This is a genomic window from Arthrobacter sp. ZBG10, from assembly GCF_001238605.1.
GTDB lineage: Bacteria > Actinomycetota > Actinomycetes > Actinomycetales > Micrococcaceae > Arthrobacter.
Genome location: NZ_LFQH01000015.1, coordinates 25,066 through 47,895, shown reverse-complemented (window position 1 = coordinate 47,895; position 22,830 = coordinate 25,066). Strand labels below are relative to the sequence as shown.

Genomic DNA, 22,830 nt, shown 5'->3' with positions numbered 1-22,830 from the left:
GATCGGTCCTCTAGTTGCTGCGCACGCGCGGGTCGAGGCGGACGTACAGGATGTCCACCAGGAAGTTGGCCAGCAGAACAGCGGCAGTGATGGTCAGGAACAGGCCCTGCATCAGTGGATAGTCGAGCCCTTGGACGGCGTTAAGGAGCTGGTAACCGACTCCGGGGTAGGCGAACACCACTTCAGTGAGCAGCGCACCACCCACAACGAATCCAAGGCCCATGCCGAAGCTCGTTACGGAGGGAAGCATGGCGTTGCGGGCGGCGTAGCGGAGCATGATGCGGCCCGGGCGGAGGCCCTTGGCTTCAGCCATGGTGATGTAATCCTCGGAGTTGGTGGCGATCATGGTGTTACGCATACCGAGCATCCAGCCGCCGATCGAGACCAAGACAATCGTCAGCGCAGGCAGCACCAGGTGCGCACCGACGTCGCCGATGAATTCCCAGGTGAAGGCAGGCTCCAGACCGTCCGTGAATGCATGCCGGATCGGGAACCAGTCCAACACCACGCCGAACAGGTACAGCGCACCCATCGCAAGCCAGAAGTATGGAAATGAGCCAATAAAAACCAGCAGCGGCGGGAGCGCGGAGTCGATCGTTCCGCCGCGCCGCCAGGCGGCCAGGATTCCCAGCAGGTTACCCACGACGGCGGCAATCACCAGCGCGGTTCCCCCCAGCAGGAGTGTCCAGCCAATTTGGGATGAGATGACCTCGGTGACCGGGGTGGGGAAACGGGAGATGGAAACACCCATCTGCCCGGTGAAAACGTTGTGCAGGTAGTCGATGTATTGCTCCCAGATGGGCCGATCGTCAACACCCAGCAACTTGCGCAGGGCCTCGATCTGTTCGGGCTGCATCCGGTCCTGGGAACGGGCGAACATGCGGGACACGGGGTCCCCCGGCATGAACCGCGGGAGCATAAAATTCAAGGTGATGGATGCCATGAAGGCGATCAGGTAGAAACCCAGGCGGCGCAGGATGAAGCGCACGGTTTCCCTCCATTCGGGAATTGCGTAAAGGTGGGGCACGCCCGGCAGTATGGGCCAGGATCAACGGGTGTTCTGCCGGGCGTGCGGTAAGGGGGCGGCGGTGGTTGGGCCCACGCCGCCCGGGTTCCCTGGCCGAAGCGCAGCGAGGTTAGGGCGGCGGTGGGGACTACTTGCGCGGTTCCAGGGTGGTCAGGACGAGCACCGTTGTAGGTGACCGGACGGAGAGGGTGGCGTACGGGTTGTCCTCGGTGGGCCATCCGGTGAATCGGGTGTCGTTGAAGGCGCCCCATTCCGGGCCTGAGAACAGCGGCACGAGCGGTGCGGCGTCGTTGTACTCTTCCTGGAGCTTGTTGGCGATGTCCTTTTGTTTGGCTTCGTCAGCTTCAGCTGCGAAGTCGGCCAACAGCGCATCGGCTTTCGTGTCGCCGAAGCGGTGGTAGTTATCAAACGTTTTGGTGCCTACCGGCTTGACCGTGGCGCTGCCCATGGAGGTGTTGAAGTACTTGTAGGGGCTGGGATCGTTGGCGCTCCAGACGATGCCGGAGTCGAAGTCGCCGGTCTCGTACCCGGCCACCACTGCAGCCCAGTCAGGGGACTCCACCTTGGCAGTGACGCCCACCTCGGCCAGGTTCTGCGCGATCACGTTGGCCACGGACAGCCAATCAGAGGACGTCGCACCCACTGAGATCTTGAATTCGAAGGGTTTGCCGTCCTTGAGCGTGCGCTTCCCGTCGGCACCCTTGGGGTAGCCTGCCTTGTCCAGCAGGTCGTTGGCTTTTTGCACCTCGTGGTTGGTCCACGTGCAGTTGTCCTTGACCTGGCTGTTCTTCCAGGTTTCATAGTTGCCGGAGAGGCCGGTGCAGTCCGCCGGCTTGGCGTAGCCGCTCATGCCGATTTTGGTGACCTGGTCGCGGTCCACGGCCATGCTCAGTGCCTTGCGGACGTCAACATCATTGAACGGTGCTTTGGTGGTGTTGAGCTGCCAGTTGATCATGGCGCCGGTGGCAGGGAACCAGTACTGGCGGTGCTCCTTGTCCTTGGAAACAAACGTCTTCTCAATGTTGGGGATGTACTGCGGAGCCCAGTCAACGTCCCCGTTGGCGGCGGCGAGGTTGGCGCCGTCGTTCCCTGCGAATGCGAGCATCTTGATGCCGGCGATCTTCTGCTTGCCAGGCTGCCAGTAGTTGGGGTTCTTCTTCAGGACGAAGGATTGGGCCTGGAACGTATCCACCTCGGTGTAGGGTCCGGTACCCACCGGCTTGGCGTTTGCGTCCTTTTCCGGGTCCGGCAAAGCAGACCAGATGTGCTTGGGCAGGATGATCAGTTGGCCAACGTCATGGAGGGCCGGCGACCAGGGCTTGTTGAAGTTGAACGTGACGTTATTCCCCTCGGCGGTCACGGTGTCCAGGTACTCAAAACCGCCCTTGATTTTTTTCTGAAGTTCGAAAGTGAACGCAACGTCGTCAGCCACGAGAGGCTGCCCGTCGGACCACTTGACCCCGTCACGAAGGGTGAACGTTACTGATTTGCCGTCCTCTGCTGCCTTCCACTCGGTGGCCAGCCACGGCACTGTTTCTCCCTTTGCCGGGTTGAAGATCAGGAGCGATTCGTAGATGGACTGCTGAACCATCGGGTTGACCGTGGGGGCGAACGGGTTGAAGTTCTGCACGAACGTACCCATGTCCTCGCGTGGAATGGTGAGGAACGCGCTGGCGTTCGCTTCGGCGTCGGAGGTGCCTGTTTTGCCAACGTTGGCGGTGCAGCCGGTGAGCAGCATCGCACCCATAGCAAGGCTTGCTGCCGTCATCCGGGCAGCCCGGAAGTATCGGGGTTGTGTCATGATGGTTGTCTCTTTCCTATCTTCATCAGCAAAGTGAAGGGGTGGGTAAGGGTTTGCTCTTCGACGTTGATTTCGCGGTCAGACCGAAGAGCGTTCTAGCAGCGGACAGCCGACCAATTGCTGGTTGGCAAGAATCGGCTGTCCGGCTGTAAGGGCAGCGAGCGTTTGGACGCCCAGGGCCCCCATTTTTTCGAAGGGCAACGCAACCGTGGTCAGTTTTGGCCGCAGGTAGGCCGAAATGAGTTCCTGGTTGTCGAAGCCGATCACGGCGATGTCGCCGGGGATGGTCAAGCCCCGTTCCTTGATGGCGTCGTAAGCACCCATCGCCATTCGGTCGTTGAGACAGAACAGTGCGGTGGGCCGGTCAGCCGGTGGGTACCGGTCCAGGATCCGGCACGCGGCTTCGTAGCCACCATCGGCCGTTGCGTATCCGGACACCACCAGTTCCGGGTCCAACTCCAGTCCGGCAAGTGCGAGTGCTTCGCGGGCACCCTCCAATCGCCCCACTGCGGCGGGAATGTCCGGGTCGAGGTTGATCACTCCAATCCGGGTGTGGCCGGCCTGGAGCAGGTGTTCGACGGCGACGCGGCCACCGGCACGCTCGTCGGGGACGATCGACGGCAACTTTCCGTCCGCGTCAAAGCAATTGATCAGGACGGTGGGTACTTCCTTGGCGCTTTCCGGGACGTGGACACCCCGGTGAAAGGTGGCTGCGTAGAGAAGTCCCTCCACTCGTTGTTCCAGCAGCTTTTCAGTTGCAGCATCTTCCAGTCCGTCGTTGGGTCCTACGGCATCGGCCTGGTCGGAGGGCGCGATGAGCAGGAACCTGCGGTCAAGCCAGGCCTGGTCCTGGGCGCCTTTAATGATGTCGACGGCGAAGGGTGCCGTGACGATCTCCGTCACGATTCCGTACCAGTCGCTGCGCCGTGCTGCCAGCGCACGGGCGCCGGCATTAGGGCGGTAGCCCAGTTCCTGCACGGCGTCGCTGATGCGGGCGCGGGTTTCTTCGGAAATACTGGCGTTTTCGCGGTTACTCAGGACAAATGAGACTGCAGTCCGGGAAACGCCGGCGTGGTTGGCGACGTCCTTCATGGTGACTCCCCGCTGCCGCACAGGAACGGACTCGTCGGGGGTGGTTTTCGCCATTGAATACTCCGGGTGCTCTTGGTTGATGCAGGGATGTTGCCAGCGCCTCATTGTCTGGCAGCCCGGAGGAAACGCTGTTGGTAACGCGCGTTACCTGCCGGGCATGTGACTTAGGTTACCCGCGTTACTTCCCGTCTGTCAACAGCTCGGAACGGGCCGCCCGTCACCTTGCGGGGACGCGCGGCAGCGGGCTGCCTCGCCGGGCCCCGGGGGACGCAACGGTGCCAGGACTCCCCCGCCGTTGGAAGCCGGCGTTGTGGTTCGAATGACCGTGGACGGTATCGGGAGCATTTGAAATGCCCGGGTCCACGCCACGAGGCTGTAACCCGGATCCCCGCCCGGAACAGGCCACGCAAGCATTCCGTCCCTAGGGAGATCCAGGCCTCGGACTGATCCAAGAGCCTGCCGGTAGGTTCTGCAGGCAAACGCTTCCGGCCGGAGCCTGCCAGCACGTAGACTTCACCAATCGCGAGCGTCCCAATCTTTGGAATGCTGCTGTAGAAAGGCCTGCCATGAAAGAAAACCTGCGGATCACTCCTGCCGACGTTTTTCCTGAGGACCTGGGAAAAATGAAAGACAAAAATTTGCAGGTTCTCGATAGCCAGGTTCAACGGCAACTGGACCATGAAATCGTCACTGATGGCGAAACAAACCCGGAAACCGACTCGCGCCACGAAGAGCTTGACCTGGAATTCGAACAGCGCGGCAACTAAGCCTGGCAGTGCCCAGGGCCTGCACTCACCGTGCAGGCCCTGGGCAGGCGGTTGAACTCCGCGGGCACTAGAGCAAAGGCCCCGCTCAGTCCTTAAACGCTCGGTAGGTGAAGTTCCGGAACCGCACTTCCCCTGTTCCGGCTGCAAACAGTGCCGGGCGCAGGCTGAGGAGTTCGTCAGCCGTATTTGTGTTGTAGCCCGCCACGTTGAAACGCAATCCATGTCTGGTCCAGTCGGTCCCGTTCAGGCTGTAGTACTGGGTGACTATGTGGTTGTCGTTGACAATGCGCAAATGCATTGTCCGGGCCGCAGGCGCAGCTTCACGCCAGTACGGGATGGCCCTGCCGGCGCGGTAGCTGGTCATGCGGTCGCCGTCGTGGCCCATGCCGCAGAACAAGCGGTCGCTGTAGTACAGCAGCAGCCCGCCTTGGGCACCGTCGCGGACCTCCATCTCCACGGTGATCTCATATCGCCGGTCGCCAACGATGCACGTCAACGGTGAGCTGTCCGACGGGCCCGATCCCCGGGCCTGCAGGACCAGCCCGGCGTCAAAGGACGCCCGAAGATACTCGTTTCGGGACGGGGCGTGGAACGACCATTGGGTTCCAAAGCGCTCAGTTGAAAAATGGTCTGACAACGGCAAGCCATGGACCTGATTGGCTGCCTGGGACGCAGCGGGCAGGGGTGCCGGCAGCGGCGCCGAAAGGTCCTGCCCGACTGCCCTTGGCCAGCCGTCCCCGTCCCATTCGATGGGTTCCAGGAGCGTTTGCCGGCCCAGCGTGGCGAACCCGTTTTCGTAGCCGTGATAGATGCTCCACCATTGGCCGTTGGGGCCCTCAAACAAGGTGGCATGGCCCTTGCTCCACCATGGTTCGTCCGCGTTCCATGTCCTGATGATGGGATTGCGGGGACAGTCCTCCCACGGTCCGTCAATGGAGCGGGACCGGGCGACAACGACCATGTGCCCGGTGGGCGGACCGGAGGTGCCGCCAACCGCCGTCGTGAGATAAAACCATTCGCCGCGGCGGGTGAGCTTGGGCCCCTCCAGTGCGTAGGCCTCAACCACCCAGTCATCGGGGTAGCGCCAGCCGTCGTAGACGTGCTCCACTGGTCCGTCCGTAGCCAGTCCGTCGTCGGTGAGCCGGACGCGGCTGACTCCGCTGAGGAACAGATAGCGGCTGCCGTCCTCTCCCACCGCGTGCCCTGGATCGATATGCCCTTCGATGCCCAGATTGATGGGCTCACTCCAAGGTCCCGCCATGTTCTCGGCATGGATGACATAGGTCAGCACAGGCGCAGTTGGGTCCGGTGAGATGGCGGTGGGGATGATCGGTATGTAAATAAAGTACCGGCCGTCCACTTTGCACATGTCGACGGCAAACACGCAGCCGATGGGCGTGGAGAGGGCGGGCCCGAGCGGTTGCCAGTTCAAAAGATCCCGTGAGTGCCAGATGATGAGTCCGGGCGTGGACTCAAACGACGAGAAGGTCAAGTAGTAATCATCCCCGTCACGTAGGATGGCCGGGTCCGGGTGGTCCCCCGCAAACACCGGGTTCAGGTATGTTCCATCGCCGAGGTCGGACCGTCGCTGGCCCTCCTGGTTCACAGCGGCGGGCGTCAGTTGGGTATTCATACATCCAGTCCTTTCAATGGTGGAGTAGACGGGCGGCGGTGGTGGACCAGGCTCAGTGGCCCCAGCAATCCTGCAGGCAGGATTTCGGCTGCGTCGGTGAAGACGCCCGTCATAGGTGGGTAGAGCGAGCCGGTGGTGCTGTGGGCTTCACCAATCAGCCGGTTGCGCCACGGATTGGTGACACTGACTTCGATCCGGTTCCGCCCTGGCCTCAATGCGCTGGTGGACACCCGGTAAGGCGCAGTCCAGAGGATTCCCGCCTCCACACCGTTGACGCTGATCCTTGCGACATCAGCAATATCGGCGAATTGTATTGCGTGAGGCAGCTCGGGGCCGTCGAGCTGGATCTCCGCCACGTAGGTCGCCGTTCCGGAGAAGTGCTCGGCCCCGATTTCCGGGTCGGTCCAATGGGTGGCGTGGGTTAGCTGTAGAGGATCGGCGCCCGGGATGGTGAGTGTCCATTCACCGGCAACTTCGGTTAACCACTCCTTGTCGGGAAGTCGATCCGCCTCGCCCCTGAGAATAAAGAGCGAACCGTAAGGGGGAAGTCGCACGTCCAAGCCGTCGCCACCCTCCGCGGGTACCAGGGCATGCCGTTGCAGTGTCACCGGGTCCCAGGCAACGAATCCGCCGTGCATGGTCGGCAGCGTCACGGTGGTGCGCAGCGTTTCGTTGACAGGGTTGGCGATAAAAAGCAGGGGCTGTTCGCCGTCCACCCACCGGGCGATCCGCCGGACCCGTGAGTCCCCCACGATGATTCGTGGTGGGAAATGTTCCCGAAGCACGGCTGCCAGGTCGGAGGTGGCGAAAACGGTGCCCGTTGGTCGATTGCCCCAGATCAAGTCGCAGAGACGTTGATGTTGCTGGTTGTCGTCAGCCTGTGAACGCCGAGCCGTTGGACGTTTGCCGACGACGGTTGCGCCCTGCTCCACCAATCGCAGAATGGCTTCGAGGGCTGCCGTGCTCATCCTCTGGCTGGCACCGCCCAGATAGAGCAGCCTGTATCGGGATGTGCCGGCCTGCAGCTCGCCGGCCTGAACGTTCAAGACGGTACCAAGTGCATCCGGGCCGATGTAGTCGTAGTCGTAGTCAGCGGGAACGTCGTCGTTGCATGCGTTGCCGAAAAGCGCGGTGACCGGCGCTTCCTCGCCGATGAAGTAGGCGATATCCACTGCTGGACGGCCAAGGGAAAGAAGATGAGAGCACCGGGCCAGATAGTCCACCCATGGCTTGGCAGTGGACGCCCAGGTCTCATTGCGGCTGAAGGATTGGCCGAGCGAGGGTGCCAGGGCCATTCCGGGCAGCGGAACCTGCGTGGGTTGGTGCGGGGAAGTATGGATGCAGAAACGCGTCACACCGAGTGCCAGCTGGAGGTCCGCGACGTGTTTCAGGGACTTCGGCGAATCAGACCAAGGGTTGCGCCCCGAAGTAAAGGCTTCAGAGCCGGTGTGGCTGCGCCCGTAGGCATGTGCCACGGACGAGGCACCTTTGAGGTCAGCGACGTAGGTGGGTGCGGGCCCCGCCCCAGGGCTGAACGTCCACATGGCCCCCATGGGGACGTCTGCATGCGAGCGCATGGCCAGATCGTCGCCAAGCTGCGGCCTGCGGTCCTCCAAGGCCTCCGCGTAGTAGGTCGCGCCGCGCTTATGTGCTTCTTCGGACAAGGTGCCGTAGTAGGACTCTGCGAAGACTTCAGCGAGCGTGCGCCGGAAATCGGCGAGGAAGAGGTCGCTGGAGGAAGCGTCCTCCACCAGGAAACCGGCTGTGGTGAGCATCCACGGGATCATGTCGTAACCCCGAAGACGGAAGAAGGCGTCGCTGAGGCGATCTGTGATGTTCTGCAGTCCGGCCTCAATGCTGTCGCTGAGCAGGCCGTCGATCGGTGCGTCACCGAACTGGGCCAGGTGGGTTGCAATGTAGCGGCGGACTCTTTCGCTATCGAGTTTGTCCACCTCGAGTCCTGTTGCTTCGGGGAGGGCCGGGCCGTTGGTCTGTCCGGTAAGTGAGGCCCCAAAGCGGACGACTCGCCATTTGCCGTCAGGAAGGGGACTGATCAGCCTTCCTTTCGACAGCTGACTGCTGATGTCAAGGATGCTGGTCAGCGGCACAGCCGCGAATGCTGCGCGCGGGTCTGTATCAAGCTGGTCGTAGTCGAGTGCGGTGGCGAAGCCGCTCTTGGCCTCCCTGTGCGCGGGCATGCCGGCTTCATAGAGGGCGAATCCACTGACGGCATATTCGCTGAGCGGCCGAAATACCGGCGGGGGCACCACTCCTTTCTCGAACGCCGCCAGGATGGACGATATCCCGTCGGCCTCCAGCCGTAACCTGAAGTGCGTGCCGCTGACCGGGGCAAAAGACATGCTCCGCGAAGGGCATTGTGTCGCCGGCAGGGAGCAGACGGTGACGTAATCGCCGTCGTCGCCTTGGACCTGCAGCGTAGCCGCAGCTGGCGGCGCCGCGCCGAAACCATGCGGGCCGGGCAGCTCGATGACGCAGGAACGCATGGTCACAGGACTGGCAAAGGACTGTTCAATCCAGGCCACCGAGTGGTTGTCCGGGTCACGGGTCAACCGGAAGTGTTCGACGGCGGCCGCACGGTTAACGGCCACCGCTTCAGTGGGCGAGTCGGAGGTGCGGACAAACGCCGGCTCCACAGCATCGTGGGTGTCGTGGAACGGGATGGCAAGGGCGAAGAGGTCTTTGGCATCACCTGAACCTTCACGCGCCCCGGCTCCCCACTTGGGGATGTCCTGATACGGTCCCGCCACGTCGGGAAGCTTGTCGAGTCTTGCCAGCACACCGCCTTCGACCACAGTCTGCGACCACACCAACTTGCGCATGGCATCAGCCTTTTGCACCCACGGAGCTCCCGATGCGCTCCACCCCGCAGAAGTGGCAACAGTGAAGTCCAAGCCGAGGCCGTGGGCCGTCTCCACGGCAACGGCAATGGCTTCCCGCCACGGCTCGTTCCCGGGGATCACAGCCTCTTCCACAACAAGCGGATTACCCAGCGCACCGTCGAAGGCCTGAACGCCCCGGACGCCCACTGAATGGAGCCAGCGAAGGTCAGCGCGGATGCCTTCGAGGTCCACATTTCCGTCCATCCAGTGCCACCAGGCACGTGGCCGCGCCGAATCCGGAGGACTAACGAACTCGTTCCAGAGAACTTCGCTCACTTGATGCGTTCCGGTGGTCCCCTTCACGTCAGCATCCCGGATTCGCTCCGGGAAGTTGAGGAAAGGCTGAGGCCGGCACCATAGGGGTAGAGCGGATCTTCGGTGTTGTTGGGGACGTCTGGATGGGAGGCTTCGACGGCGGGCATGGAGCGAGGCAGCTCGATTGGCAGCCGGCCCAGCGGAGGGATGGCACCAGTCAACGCATCGAACAGTGCAGCGTCAGATGCACCGAAATTCGCGGTGATCGCCGATGCGATGTCATCGAACGGGGTAAGGATTGCGGCCCGCTCAAGGTAGACGTCCAGGATCACGGGAAGTTCTGCAGCGATGGCCTGCACCCGTTCGATCTCCTCGTCCGGGAAGTCAAGGCTTCCCTGATGCGTCATGGCGTCGAGGAAGTACTCATTGCGTGGCTCGTAAGGGGTGGCCAGGCGCACCAGCGCTACATCGGCGTCCGCCGGATCCGCAACGAGGATCACCTTATCGCTAACACCGGCTGGATCCACACCTTCGACGTATACGCGGGTACCTGCCGCCAGTGGCAGCAACCCTTCGTTCTTGAGGACGGTGACGGATTCTGCCTGGGCGCGGTGTCCGGCTGTGCGGAACGGTTCCGATCCTACGACGTTGTTGACGGCGTCCGCGTCAACGTAGGGATTGTCGAAGAGTCCCAGCTCGAATTTAACCCGGAGGATTCTCAGCACTGATGCATCCACCCTCTTTTGGGACAACCTGCCGCTGGCCAGCAGCTCGAGCACCAAGTCCGTGCAGGATTCGCCCCCAAGCTGATCCACGCCGGCTTCGAAGAGCTTCTCCACCCGATCAAGTGGACTGAGGTGCTCCACACCCCATGCCTTGGCGGGGAAGGGCAGACCAAAGACCTCCAGGTCAGTCACAAGCTGCCAGTCCGTCAGGACAACACCCTCGAAGCCGAGCTGTTCGCGGAGAAGTGACGTGATCAGGTACTTGTTGTACGAAAAGCCCACTTCTTCCACTGCGACGCCATCAACAACGAGGTCTTTCGCAAGTGAGTAGTAGGGCATGATTGCGCTTGTGCCGGCCGCGATGGCCGCACGGAACGGTGCCAGGTGTTCGTCAAAGTTGCCGCCGGGATAGATCTGGGCTTTGCCTTTGGGGAAGTGGGGATCCTCTCCGTCCTCCTGTGCCCCGCCTCCGGGAAAATGCTTCGCGGTGCAGGCAACGCCCGTGGACGACAGCCTCCCGCCCTGCAGGCCTTCGATGAGGAGCGCGCCGTATTCTGCGGTGACCGCCGAGTCTGAACTGAAGCTCTGCAGTTGACGCGCCCAGCGTGGATCAGATGCCAGGTCAATCTGCGGGTGGAGTGCTGCGCGAAGCCCGACGGCGACATACTCCCGCCGGGTCGTCTCCGCGAAGTCGCTGACGACGGCAGGATCGCCGAGGGCGGCCAAGCCCATAGGTTCGGGCCACTGCGAAAACGAGCCGGTGGCAAAGGCCATGCCGTCATTTTGTGCAAAGCCGTGGCGGGGATCGGTGGCAAAGGTGATGGGGATCCCGTGTGGAGTGAGCTCCGCGAGTTCCTGCATGGCGTTCTGCCAACGGGCCATGTGCTCGGCCGACGGGAACCGGCCAATGTTGAAATGGTTGATGGACCTGCCCACCACAAAATCGCGAGGAGTCTCCGGTCCGAACGGACCCGAAGCATCGTGGTCACCCGGTTCACCCACAACCATCACCGTGTTGAACAGCAGCCCGGCTTTCTCGTCAATGCTCAAGCGCCCCAGAAGATCCGCGGCACGGGTGGCGGCATCCAGCCGTGGATCCTCATACGGATCCAACACTCCGTTTCCGTTCAAGTCGCGGTATTGGACACCGTCTTCAGTGGTCCTGACAGATCGCCGCATGCGGCCTCCTTGTGTGATGGGTTTCATAAAGTTTATCCGATTACCGGAAAAAGTTATAGACTGGGACCTGGTCAGCGCAAGCTAAAGTTGCGGACAGTGCCCCAGGGAGCGCCCCTACCGTCAGCCAGGCGGTAGCGTGATGGGGCCGTCGTCGCGGGTCGCATCAAGGTGCTGAAGGCGCTTGGAGGGAAAATTAATGGCCATAGAGCGGTACACCGGACTGGCATCAGTGCTGGAGACAATCCGTTGGCAGGACGGCATCACGCAGGCAAGCCTGACCGATCAGGTAGGGCTTGGGCGCAGTGTTGTTGCCGAGCGGGTTGCCGAACTGGAGCACATAGGACTCATTCACTCCCCCGGCCGCGCGCCCTCTACAGGAGGACGGACCGCCAAGCTGTTATCACTCAACGCCCAGGCCGGCTACGTCGTTGGTGTGGACATCGCCTCCAATGAGATGGTCGTCAGCGCTTCCGATCTTGCCGGCGCCCTGCTGGGCACCCGCCACCGGGAACTCTGTGACGTCGGCGAAGGGCCCGAACGGATTCTGGCCCAGGCCAACGCGATCATCAAAGAGGTAGTCAGGGAGCAAAGCAGCAACAACCTGCTCGGCATAGGCGTAGGACTCTCCGGTCCGGTCAATTTTGATACCGGCACTCCCGTAGGTGTGCCGGTCCTGCCCGGGTGGGGTGACTACCCGGTACGGGAGGAGTTCGCTGCGCGCTGGCCGGTTCCGGCCTGGGTGGACAATCGCGTCAACCTTCTGGCCCTTGCTGAAATAGAGGGCAATCCGCGGGCCGCAAAGGCCAAGCACCTGCTCTATTTCGGGGCCGGCGCCGGGGTGGGGGCCGCCCTCATCACCCACGGCAGGCTCTACCGGGGATCCCATGGATTGGCCGGCTCCATTGGGCACGTGGCCGTTCCAGAGGCGGGGGTGGTTGCCTGCAGGTGCGGGCGCACAGGCTGCCTTGAGGCAGTCACCAGCGGCTGGGCGATTGAGCGGGACGGCTTGATGCTGGCCGAAACGGGACGCAGCCCCTACCTCGCGCAAGTCCTCGCCGAGACCGGCCGGATCCGGGCCTATGACGTGACGCTGGCCGCTGAGCACGAGGATACGGCCGCGAGGGAGCTACTCAACCGGACAGCGGCACTCCTCGGCAGCAGCCTCGCAACGCTGGTGAGCTTCTTCGCTCCTCACATGCTGGTTGTTGGCGGTGGCATTGCCCGGGCAAAAGATATCGTCCTGAAGCCCATCCAGCAGGCCGTCCTGGAACGGTTGCCCTCAACGGGCGCGCCGGACCTGCTCGTGGAGCTGTCCACCATTGACGAACAGGTAGGTGGCGTCGTGGGAGCCGCGCAGCTCGTTCTTGGGGAGCTCTTTTCCAAGGACAACCTCCCCGGACTCCTCGAGCGCCTGAACCAACCCGGGAACCAGATCAACGAAGGGGCACTTGCCTAATTTTCCGAAGACCGGAAGAAGTTGTTGACTTATTCCGGTCACCGGATTATCTTGGTAACAGACGCCACAAAGCGCTCTACCCGCAAGATCAACCTCGACGGCGAGGGAGGCCACATGGAGCACACCCTCTGCATCCAGCGGCCCTGCGCCGGTAACGCATCCATCGAATCCGCGGACTTCCGGGTGAGGCCCTACGCCTCCCCAAGGCATTCCAGCCACCATTCACCGCCATACCTATCGATCTCCGTAGCGATGTCGCCGGAGAAAAGTCGGATCACTCGAAGCTGAGCTTTCGACACCTTGCCTAGGAGAAACATGCGCAAATTAGTCGGCATTGCCGCCGTCACAGCCGTCATGGCGCTTACTGCCTGCACCGGTTCTTCCCCCGGTGATTCAACCGCCCCCACTGAGTTGGACCTGGCAGCCATTGCACCACCTGAGTCCTTCTCGCCAGGAAACTTCGGCACTGGACCCACCACCATGTTCCTGCAGCCCGTCTACGACTCCCTCTTCCGGAACACCAATGAGGGAGAACCGGCCGAAAACATCGTGACCAAATGGTCTTACGATGACACCCGGACCACGCTGTCCCTTACCATCAGGGAAGGCGTTAGATTCACCGATGGCACGCCTCTGGATGCCGCCGCGGTCAAAGCCAACCTGGATTCTGCCCGCAAGGGTACGGGCGAAGCCGGCGGACAACTGCGCTTCATCCAGGAGGTCGCCGTCACCGACGCCACCAACCTCACGGTCACCCTCTCAGCCCCGGACCCCTCGCTCGTACCCAACTTGGGCGGCACCGCCGGTGTCCTTGCCAGCCCGAAGGCCTTGGGAACACCGGAACTGGACACCACTCCCATAGGTTCCGGCCCATACATCCTGGATGCCGCAAAGTCCCAGACCGGCATCAAGTACACCTACACCCGGAATCCGGACTACTGGAACGCCAAAGACTTCCCATTCGACACCCTCGAAGTCACCGTCTTCAACGACAACAACGCAATCCTCAACGCTCTGCGGGCCGGTGAAACAGACTTCGCAGTGGTGACCGACAAAGATTCGAACAGTCTCAAGTCCGCCGGCCTGAATATCCAGACAAGCCCTGCCTACACCACCAGCGGCCTCTACCTGTTCGACCGCAAGGGCTCCCTGGTTCCTGCGCTCGCCGAGCCGAAGGTCCGCCAGGCAATCAACATGGCCTTGGACCGCGACGCCATCCACGCGAAAGTCTTTGGCGGTAAGGGCAAGGCCACCAGCCAGGTCTTCAGCTCCACAAGTGACGCCTACCTCCCGGAGCTGGACAAGAAGTACCCCTTCGATGTTGCCGCCGCCAAGAAGCTTCTGGCCGACGCCGGTTACTCAAACGGCTTCACCTTGCCCATGCCGGATGTATCACCCGTCTATCCGGACCAGCAAGCAGCTGTGACTGAAGCGTTGACGGCCATCGGCGTCACACCGCAGTACCAGCCTGTGAACGGCCAGACCTTCATCTCGGATCTGTTGGCAGGAAAGTATCCCGCAGCGATTTTCGGGCTCAACAGCCCGCGTCCGTGGGATTTCGCCCAGATTGCGCTCACTCCCGAATCCCTCTGGAACCCGTTCCGCGTCTCCGATCCCACTGTGGTGGACCTGATCAACAAGGCCCAAGGCGAAACCGGTGACGCCCAAACCGAGACGTTCCGTCAACTGAACACCTACCTGGTGGACCAGGCCTGGTTTGCGCCGTACATCCAGTCTGACAACGTCTTCGCAAGCAACGCCGAAATCACTGTCACACCGCAGCGCTATTCCACTCTGCCGCCACTTTGGGGCTTCACTGCCTCGAAGAAGTAGCAGGTGGGCGGCCGGCCCATCCAGGGCCGGCCGCCCCTACCCATCCCTCATCTTCCCGAAGCCCAAGGAGCTGCCGTGCTGATGTTTATCCTTCGCCGCCTGGCCTCAGGACTGGTGCTCATGTTCGTTATTTCCACTGCGACGTTCTTCCTCCTGAACCTCACGGGGCAAGACCCTGTCCGTCAGGTCCTGGGGCCAGTGGCTTCGGCCGAACAAGTGGAGGCAAAGCGCCAGCAGCTAGGCCTCGATGAACCGCTGATCACCCAATACTTCCAGTGGCTCGGATCAGCCGTACGTGGAGATTTGGGCCGGTCATGGTTTACGAACCAGCCCGTAGGAGAACTGCTCTCCCAAACCCTCCCGCCCACGCTTTCCATGGTGATCGGGTCACTGATCCTTGCCGCCTGTTTCGGAACGTTGATAGGGGTTACTGCCGCTTTGCGGCGAGGACGACTCGATCGCGGTCTGCAGGTGGCGTCCACCCTGGTTCAGGCAATTCCCGGCTTCCTGGTGGCCCTGGTCCTCGCTTTGGTTTTCGCTGTCCAACTCCGCATGCTCCCGGCTACCGGGTTCACTGCTTTCACCGATTCTCCCAGTAAGTGGCTCGCCTCCATCACGCTCCCCGTCGTTGCGCTGGCGTTGGGTTCTTTGGCTTCCATTGCCCTCCAGGTCCGGGGGTCAATGATCGATGTGATGCAGCAGGACTTTGTTCGAACCCTGCGCAGCCGGGGCCTACCGGAGCGAAGCGTTGTGGTGAAGCATGCCTTGCGGAGCGCAGCGGGGCCGAGCCTCACCACGGTATCCCTGATGTTCATCGTGGCCATCTCCAGTTCGGTGATCATTGAAAAAGTTTTCAACATTCCCGGTATCGGCACCCAGGCCAACAACTCAGCCGGCCGTGGCGACTTGCCCGTTGTGCTCGGGATCGTCCTGGTCACCGTGGTGCTCGTCGTTGTCGTCAATCTCCTCGTCGATCTGGCGCAAGGCTGGATCAATCCGAAAGTTCGTGTCTCATGACCGATAACCTTGTCACCGGTACCCGCAAGTCACTTGAAGTGGTTGCCTCTGCGCCCCAGGGCAACAGGCTGATCAAGAAGTTCCTTCGCGAACCGGCCGCAGTGATTTCGCTGGCGTTCCTCGCCTTGCTCGTTGTGGTGGCGATCCTTGCACCCTTCATCTCCTCTTATGACCCCACCGCCACCCGTCTCGCCGATGTCCTGGCGCCGCCATTCACCCCTGAGCATCCACTGGGCGCTGACGGCGTGGGCCGCGACGTGCTGGCAAACCTCGTTTACGGCGCCCAGACCAGCCTTTCCAGTGCCGCGATCGTCATTGCTGTCAGTTTGCTGGTCGGCGTACCCACCGGTCTGCTGGCGGGTTACCGCCAGGGCTGGATCGACGGTGTCAGCATGTGGATCAGCGGCGCCCTGCTGTCGCTGCCGGCAATCGTTGTGCTCCTTGTAGTGCTGGCCCGGGTAGGACGCAGCACCTCACTTGCGCTGGTGGTGTTCGGCATCCTGATCGCCCCGTCGGTTTTCCTACTCATCCGCGGCTCGGTCCGGGCCGTGCGGGAAGAGCTGTACGTGGACGCAGCCCGGGTCTCCGGCTTGAGCGATATCCGCATCATGGCTCGCCATATCCTTCCGGTGGTAATTACCCCCACCATCATCCAGGCAGCACTCCTGGCAGGGGCCGGCATCGGAATCGAAGCAGGCATCGCCTTCCTTGGTCTTGGCTCGTCCGACAAGGCCAGCTGGGGCCTGATGCTCAACGACGCATCGCAAAACATCTTCAACGCACCCGGACTGCTCATCTGGCCAAGCGCGGCACTGGTCTTGACGGTCATGGCCTGCACCTTGGTTGGTAACGGCGTCCGGGACGCGCTGGCGAACTACGGATCAACTGCCGGCCCCGCCCGGAAAGTAAAAGCTGCAAAGCACGCCAGTACAACTCCTGAACCTGCACGGCCAATGCAGAAAGTGCTTGTGGATCCCAGCGACGCACTCCTGGTCATCGACGACCTCAGGGTTTCCTACCCCCGCCCCAACGGTGAGAAGTCCGACGTCGTCAAAGGCATTTCCCTGAAAGTGGAACGGGGGCAGATCCTTGGCCTGGTAGGGGAATCCGGTTCGGGCAAATCGCAAACCGCGTTCTCGGTGCTGGGCCTCCTGCCCGGGCAAGCCGAAATGACAGCCGGAGCCCTCAGTTTCGCGGGCGTGGATCTGCTCGGCATGAGTCCAAAGCAGCGCAATCGACTGCGTGGCGCCCGGATCGGCTACATCCCCCAGGAGCCCATGAGCAACCTCGATCCCGCGTTCCGCATCGGGTCCCAGCTCACCGAACCCATGCGGCACCATCTGGGAATCCCGGCGAAGGCTGCAAAGGATGAAGCCCTCAAGCTCCTCGCCCGTGTGGGCATCCCTGATCCTGAGAGAGTGTTCAATTCCTACCCGCACCAGGTCTCAGGCGGCATGGCGCAGCGCGTGCTGATTGCCGGGGCAGTCTCCTGTAACCCGGAGCTTCTTATCGCCGACGAACCCACCACCGCCCTGGACGTCACTGTTCAGGCCGACGTGCTGGACCTCATCCGCAGCCTCCAGGCCGAACGCGGCATGGGTGTCGTCCTGGTGACCCACAACTTCGGCGTCGTTGCCGATCTTTGCGACCAAGTGGCCGTGATGCGCGACGGAGAAATTGTGGAGGTAGCTGCCGTGAATGACCTGTTCACGAACCCCCGGGACGAATACACACGGCTCCTCCTGGACTCTGCGCTGGATTCAACCGCGAAAACACCGGCCAACCGCGTCGGCTCTGACATGGACACTGAGACAGAAGGTGCACAATGACTTCCGTCAACCAGACCCCCTCGCCCGAATCAGAGCCCCTGCTGCGGATCTCTGACCTGACGGTCGACTACCGGATCGGCGGCGGCTTGGGTCGTAAACGGTCGTTCCGGGCCTTGCAGGGTGTCAGCCTCGAGATCAAGGCTGGCGAAACCCTGGGACTCGTGGGCGAGTCCGGTTCTGGAAAATCAACCATCGGCCGTGCCGTGCTTGGTCTCGCCCCGGTGACCGGCGGCGATATCCGGTTCCATGGCAGGTCGATCACCAAGCTCAGCAAGAAGGAGCGCAGGGCGCTGAGCAGCGACCTTCAGGTGGTTTTTCAGGACCCTTACACTTCCTTGAATCCGTCCATGACCATCAGCGACATTTTGTCTGAGCCGATGCAGGTATCGGGCACATCCCGGTCTGATGCCCAACGCCGGGTCCGGGAGCTCCTCGATGTAGTCAAGCTGCCCGCCAACGCCAGCACCCGCTACCCTCGCGAGTTCTCCGGAGGCCAGCGGCAACGCATCGCCATTGCCCGTTCCCTCTGCAGGAATCCCAAGCTCATTGTGTGTGACGAGCCGGTCAGTGCCTTGGACTTGTCCACCCAGGCGCGGGTCCTCCAACTGTTCTCCGACATACAGGAGCAAACCGGCGTTTCGCTCCTGTTCGTCACCCACGATCTGGATGTGGTGCGGCACATCAGCCAGCGCGTGGCAGTCATGCGACGCGGAGAAATCGTGGAAACAGGCATCACGGAACAGGTTATTGCCAAGCCGCACCATGCCTACACCAAGGCGCTTCTCCTGGCCTCCCCTATCGCCAACCCGGCGCTGCAGGCCGAACGGCGCCGGGAACGACGACTTTTTCTTGACGCTCAACCCGCACTGTCCACAGCCGCCAGCTGAGCAAACCACCAGGGCATTAGGCCCTCCCTTCCACAGACTCCCGGAGAACAGCATGACCACCACAGCAGTACCTTCAGCGCGCCCTTATCCAGCTGCCGTTGACGTCGCCATCATCGGCAGCGGCCCCGCCGGCGCCACCTATGCACGGATACTTTCCGAACTCAGCCCCCAGGCGAACATTGCCATCTTCGAGGCCGGACCGACCATCAGTGATCCGCCCGGATCCCACGTGAAAAACATCGCTGGTGCGCAGGACCGCGAAGTTGCCCAGCGCCGTTCGGAGGGAAAAGTGAGCGCCCTGCCAACCGGCGGGAACCTCGCAGAGTACGCACGCGACGTCGCCCGCCCGGTCCGGCCCGGCACCTTCCTGCTCGATGACGGTTGGCAGCAGCCCGGCGAGGCTGGACTGCCAGGTCTTGCCTTCTCCAGCAATGTTGGGGGGATGGCGGCCCACTGGACCGGAGCCTGCCCGCGCCCAGGTGGCAGCGAGCGCATCGCGTTCCTTCCGGACATGGATGAGCTTCTGAGCGAGGCCGAACGCCTCCTCTCCGTCAGCGCGGAGGCCCTGGCTGACGCTCCCCTGGCCGACCTGGTCCGCTCACGCCTGGCGACGGCGCTCGACGGCGGCCGCGCACCTGACCGCCGTGTCCAGCCCATGCCGCTGGCAGTCCGCCGCACTGACGACGGCCGCTTCATTTGGTCCGGAGCTGACGTGGTGTTCGGTGACGAGACGCGGAACAACCCCCGGGCCCGCCTGTTCGACGAAAGCGTGGTGGTGCGGGTGCTGACCGACGGAGATCGGGTCAGCGGTGTGCGGGTGCGGGACGACAGGACCGGTGACGAGCACAAAATTGCGGCCCGGTACGTCGTCGTTGCCGCCGACGCCCTCCGCGGTCCGCAGCTGCTCTTCGCGTCCGGTATCCGCCCCGAAGCACTCGGCCGGTACCTGAACGACCAGCCTCAGATCGTCCACGCCGTCCGGTTGACCGGCGTCGCGGATGATGTTCCCGCTGCCTCGTCACACGACACCACCATCACCGCCCAAAGCGGTGTGAGCTGGGTGCCCTTCACCGACGAGCAGCCCTTTCATGGACAGGTCATGCAACTCGACGCGTCGCCGGTACCCATTTCAGGGGACGTCATCCCTGGCTCGATCGTGGGGCTGGGGTGGTTCTGCGCCAAGGACCTCCAAGCGTCGGACCGCGTTGTCTTCTCCGAAGACACCACGGATGCCTATGGGCTGCCGGCAATGAACATCCACTACACCTTCACCGAACGTGACGAGCAGACACTGTCCGCAGCGCGCCAATCAGTGGTTGCCGCTGCCCGGTCCTTGGGCGAGCCACTGGGCGATGAACCGCTCACCTTCCCTGCTGGCGCCTCACTGCACTACCAAGGCACCCTGCGGATGGGGACATCCAACGACGGCACCGCTGTGTGCGATCCCACCGGACAGGTGTGGGACGTCAGCGGGTTGTTCGTTGCCGGAAACGGTGTTATTCCCACCCCTACAGCCTGCAACCCCACGTTGACCGGGGTGGCCCTGGCCGTCGCCGGTGCACGCCACATCGCAGAATCAATCAACTCCACGTCCACAGAGAAGTGAGGAAAAAATGGTCCTCGAACGAGAACTGATCCAAAGCCGGGGCTTTCGCAACGTCCAGGAAGGAGCCGACACTGTCGGTTTCGAAATAGCCCTGCGCATGCCCAACTACCGAGGCGTCTGGGGAAGCCTCATCGATGGGGTGGCTGTCACCGTGGACGGTCAGGAATGGACCCGGGAAGTACCCCGCTGGACACTCCAGGGACGCACTTTCAGCATCCAGGAACTGCGCCAATCCACCAATGTTCGCTGGCAGCTCGATGAAGTGGCCACCGTCATGGTGCCGCTTGCCGGCGGCCTGGCCGCAGGTGTCCATGATGTCCGCGTTGATATTGCGCTGCACGCACCCTACATTCCGGCTGAATTCCAACCGTCCATTTTCACGTCCCAGCGAAAGGTCACGGTCCTCGCATGAGCAACCTCAAGTACGGCGTCTCCCTCTACAGCTACACCGGTGATATCAACACCGTCCTCACCCTCGAAGACGCCATGGCACAAATCGCTGACATCGGCGCCACCGGGATTGAGATCCTGGGTGAAGGTCATGTGCCCAACTATCCGGAACCGTCCACGGCATGGATCGACCAATGGTACGGGCTGCTCGAAAAATACCAGCTGGAGCCCACCAACTACGGGTCGTGGATCGACTCGAGCATGTGGCGAGACCGCGACCTCACCGCCGATGAGGGCACCGGGATGCTGGCCCGTGACCTTCGCCTGGCCCATCGCCTTGGATTCACCTCAATCCGCCCCAAGATCGGTGTGGTGTCCATGGACCTGCGCCCCCACCCGATCTGGGAGGAAGTGATCGAGCGCAACCTCGATCTCGCAGCCGAGCTGGATCTCATCATTTGCCCGGAAATCCATGCGCCCACTCCCATCAAGCACCCGGTGGTGGACGAGTACATCGCTTTCATCGAGCGAACCGGATCAAAGAACTTCCGCCTGCTCATCGACACCGGTATCTTCCAAAGGGCAATCACCACCGCCAAGCACGACGGCCTCAGCGAAGAAGCCCAGGAAGAAGGCTGGCGTAAACCCCTCGCCGTTCCCATGTCGGACCTGGTGGATGTCCTCCCCTACGTGTCCTTCATTCAGGCCAAGTTCTTCGACATCGACGATGACCTTGTTGACGGCCAGATACCCTGGCGCGAGATCCTTCAAACCCTGAAGCAGAACGAATGGTCGGGTTATCTTTCCAGCGAATACGAGGGCGATCGGCTGCCTTACCGATCCATCGAACAGGTGCGCCGGCAGCATGCTCTCCTGCATCGCCTGGAGGCCGAGATCGCCGGGACGCTGTGACCCAAGCCCTCCGCAGCGGAACGGTCCCGGTTTCTCCCGCCCGCCTCCGGCTCCTCATGGCAGCGCTCCTGGCGGTCTCGTTCCTTGGCGCACTCGATCACACCATCGTTTCGACATCACTGGCCACTGTCGCCGGCGAACTGGGAGCCCTCCAGTACATGAGCTGGGTGGTGGTCGGGTACACACTCGCCAGTACCGTCCTGCTCCCGGTCCTTGGAGGGCTGGGCGACCGGGTCGGTCCGCGCATGGTCTTTCTTATTGCGCTCGTCGGATTTGTTGCAGCTTCGTTCGGGTGTGGGCTCGCGCAGGACATGACCCAGCTCGTTGTTGCGCGGGTCGTCCAGGGGATGAGCGCGGCGGGTCTGCAACTGATGTCGCAGACGATCGTTGCCGAGGTCACCACGCCGCGGCAGCGTCCGCAGTACCTGTCACTCATCGGGGCCGCCTTTCCGGTCGCGATTCTGATCGGGCCGCTCCTGGGGGGCCTGATCACAGACCACTGGGGGTGGCCCTGGGTCTTTTGGATCAACGTCCCGGTGGGGCTGGCCGCGCTTCTCCTCGCAGTCATCGCCGTTCCGCACATCGAACCAGCGGGCCGAAAACGGTTCGACGTCGTTGGAGCACTGCTGCTCACCGCTGTCCTTGTGGCGGTGGTGCTGGCAGTTGCGTGGTTCAGTTCAGCAAGCTCAACAGCGTGGATCGCCGTGGGAGCCGGCGCAGCGGCGCTGGGCGGACTTGTCGCCGTCGAGCGGGGGCAACAGAACCCCATCATCCCGGTTCAGCTGTTCCGCAACCGGACCTTCAGTGCAGGCGTGGGACTTTCAGCAGTCATGGGTGCGGGGCTCATCTCAGCTACGGCGTACCTGCCAACGTACTTCCAAATGGCATTTGGCGTCAGTGCCACCATCTCAGGACTGGTACCCATCGCAACCGTGCTGGGAATGTTGGTGGGCAACCTCGTGACGGGCTGGCTCGCTTCGCGGACAGGCCGCTACCGTGTGTTTCCGATCGTCGGCACGATGATGGGAGCACTCGGGCTCGGAGCCATGTCTTTGCTCCCGGAGGGTGTGCCGCTGTGGCTCCCGGCGCTGATCATGGCGGTCGTCGGCCTCGGCACGGGAGCGTTCATGAGCCTCGCCATTGCCATCGTGCAAAGCGCTGCACCCCGCAGTGAACTCGGCACCGCCACCGCAACCGCCGGGCTGAGCGGCCAGGTCGGATCCACCATCGGCTCAGCCGTAGTGGGCGGCGTGGTGGGGTTCGGCGTCGCGTCCCTGTTGCCAGCCGGACTCGATTCCCGCACCCTCACACCTGCTGTGGTCCACGCCGCCGGCCCGGCCTTGCAGGCAGAAATCGCGTCGATCTACCACAACGTGTTTTCTCCTGTTTTCCTGGCACTGGCGGGGGTCTATCTTCTGGGTTTCATTGCAGCTTTGCTGCTGCCCGATGGACGCCTTTCAGATGAACCAACAGCGGCCGTGGACCACTCCGACGATCTGGCACTGCAAGCAAAGGACTAAC

At 62.4% G+C, this 22,830-nt stretch carries 16 protein-coding genes; 10 read left to right on the top strand and 6 right to left on the bottom strand.

Features of this window, described 5'->3' with window-relative positions; translation table 11 throughout:
• Positions 1-10 precede the first annotated feature (10 nt).
• From ACU18_RS04355 to ACU18_RS04345, 3 genes are all read right to left on the bottom strand, one after another.
• Positions 11-988 carry an ABC transporter permease gene (locus ACU18_RS04355; RefSeq protein ID WP_050684316.1) on the bottom strand — a complete coding sequence of 326 codons (978 nt, stop codon included), beginning with the start codon at positions 986-988 and terminating at the stop codon, positions 11-13.
• A 166-nt stretch (positions 989-1,154) separates the two neighbouring features.
• Positions 1,155-2,828 carry an ABC transporter substrate-binding protein gene (locus ACU18_RS04350; protein ID WP_050684315.1) on the bottom strand — a complete coding sequence of 558 codons (1,674 nt, stop codon included), beginning with the start codon at positions 2,826-2,828 and terminating at the stop codon, positions 1,155-1,157.
• A gap of 78 nt (positions 2,829-2,906) precedes the next feature.
• The gene (locus ACU18_RS04345; RefSeq protein ID WP_050684314.1) at positions 2,907-3,974 is read right to left on the bottom strand and encodes a LacI family DNA-binding transcriptional regulator; all 1,068 of its coding nucleotides are present in this window, start codon (positions 3,972-3,974) and stop codon (positions 2,907-2,909) included.
• A gap of 512 nt (positions 3,975-4,486) precedes the next feature.
• Here ACU18_RS04345 and ACU18_RS04340 point away from each other — a divergent pair.
• Complete coding sequence (locus ACU18_RS04340; RefSeq protein ID WP_050684313.1) at positions 4,487-4,687, top strand: hypothetical protein; 201 nt, start codon at positions 4,487-4,489, stop codon at positions 4,685-4,687.
• A gap of 85 nt (positions 4,688-4,772) precedes the next feature.
• On the opposite strand, the gene ACU18_RS04335 is transcribed toward ACU18_RS04340, so the two are convergent.
• From ACU18_RS04335 to ACU18_RS04325, 3 genes are read right to left on the bottom strand one after another with little or no spacing between them, the layout of a single operon-like run.
• Positions 4,773-6,320: a family 43 glycosylhydrolase gene (locus ACU18_RS04335; protein WP_231685998.1), complete on the bottom strand. Its 1,548-nt coding sequence runs from the start codon at positions 6,318-6,320 to the stop codon at positions 4,773-4,775.
• On the bottom strand, positions 6,317-9,496 hold the full coding sequence (locus tag ACU18_RS04330; RefSeq protein WP_050684312.1) for a glycosyl hydrolase: 3,180 nt from the start codon (positions 9,494-9,496) through the stop codon (positions 6,317-6,319). The genes ACU18_RS04335 and ACU18_RS04330 overlap by 4 nt, the downstream gene beginning before the upstream one ends.
• 23 nt (positions 9,497-9,519) lie before the next feature.
• A complete protein-coding gene (locus ACU18_RS04325) occupies positions 9,520-11,379 on the bottom strand; it encodes a glycoside hydrolase family 3 protein (RefSeq protein ID WP_050684311.1) in 1,860 nt (619 codons plus the stop codon).
• A 196-nt stretch (positions 11,380-11,575) separates the two neighbouring features.
• Between ACU18_RS04325 and ACU18_RS04320 the strand changes: the two genes are divergently transcribed.
• The 9 genes from ACU18_RS04320 (at position 11,576) to ACU18_RS04280 (ending at position 22,829) form a co-directional block, all read left to right on the top strand.
• Positions 11,576-12,835, top strand: coding sequence for an ROK family transcriptional regulator (locus ACU18_RS04320; protein WP_050684310.1), 1,260 nt, complete (start codon positions 11,576-11,578; stop codon positions 12,833-12,835).
• A gap of 315 nt (positions 12,836-13,150) precedes the next feature.
• Complete coding sequence (locus tag ACU18_RS04315) at positions 13,151-14,668, top strand: ABC transporter substrate-binding protein (RefSeq protein WP_050684309.1); 1,518 nt, start codon at positions 13,151-13,153, stop codon at positions 14,666-14,668.
• Positions 14,669-14,749: 81 nt separating this feature from the next.
• Positions 14,750-15,685, top strand: a complete 936-nt coding sequence (locus tag ACU18_RS04310) for an ABC transporter permease (protein WP_231686000.1) — start codon at positions 14,750-14,752, stop codon at positions 15,683-15,685.
• Positions 15,682-17,514 (top strand): ATP-binding cassette domain-containing protein, encoded by a 1,833-nt coding sequence (locus ACU18_RS04305; protein WP_050684307.1) that lies wholly within the window; start codon positions 15,682-15,684, stop codon positions 17,512-17,514. The genes ACU18_RS04310 and ACU18_RS04305 overlap by 4 nt, the downstream gene beginning before the upstream one ends.
• Positions 17,511-18,401 (top strand): ATP-binding cassette domain-containing protein, encoded by an 891-nt coding sequence (locus ACU18_RS04300; RefSeq protein ID WP_050684306.1) that lies wholly within the window; start codon positions 17,511-17,513, stop codon positions 18,399-18,401. The genes ACU18_RS04305 and ACU18_RS04300 overlap by 4 nt, the downstream gene beginning before the upstream one ends.
• Before the next feature lie 52 nt (positions 18,402-18,453).
• A complete protein-coding gene (locus ACU18_RS04295; protein WP_050684305.1) occupies positions 18,454-20,007 on the top strand; it encodes a GMC oxidoreductase in 1,554 nt (517 codons plus the stop codon).
• A gap of 7 nt (positions 20,008-20,014) precedes the next feature.
• Positions 20,015-20,419 (top strand): C-glycoside deglycosidase beta subunit domain-containing protein, encoded by a 405-nt coding sequence (locus ACU18_RS20155; RefSeq protein WP_050684304.1) that lies wholly within the window; start codon positions 20,015-20,017, stop codon positions 20,417-20,419.
• A complete protein-coding gene (locus ACU18_RS04285; RefSeq protein WP_050684303.1) occupies positions 20,416-21,309 on the top strand; it encodes a sugar phosphate isomerase/epimerase family protein in 894 nt (297 codons plus the stop codon). The genes ACU18_RS20155 and ACU18_RS04285 overlap by 4 nt, the downstream gene beginning before the upstream one ends.
• Positions 21,310-21,365: 56 nt before the next feature.
• Positions 21,366-22,829, top strand: coding sequence for an MDR family MFS transporter (locus ACU18_RS04280; RefSeq protein WP_050684333.1), 1,464 nt, complete (start codon positions 21,366-21,368; stop codon positions 22,827-22,829).
• The last annotated feature ends 1 nt before the right edge of the window (position 22,830 follow it).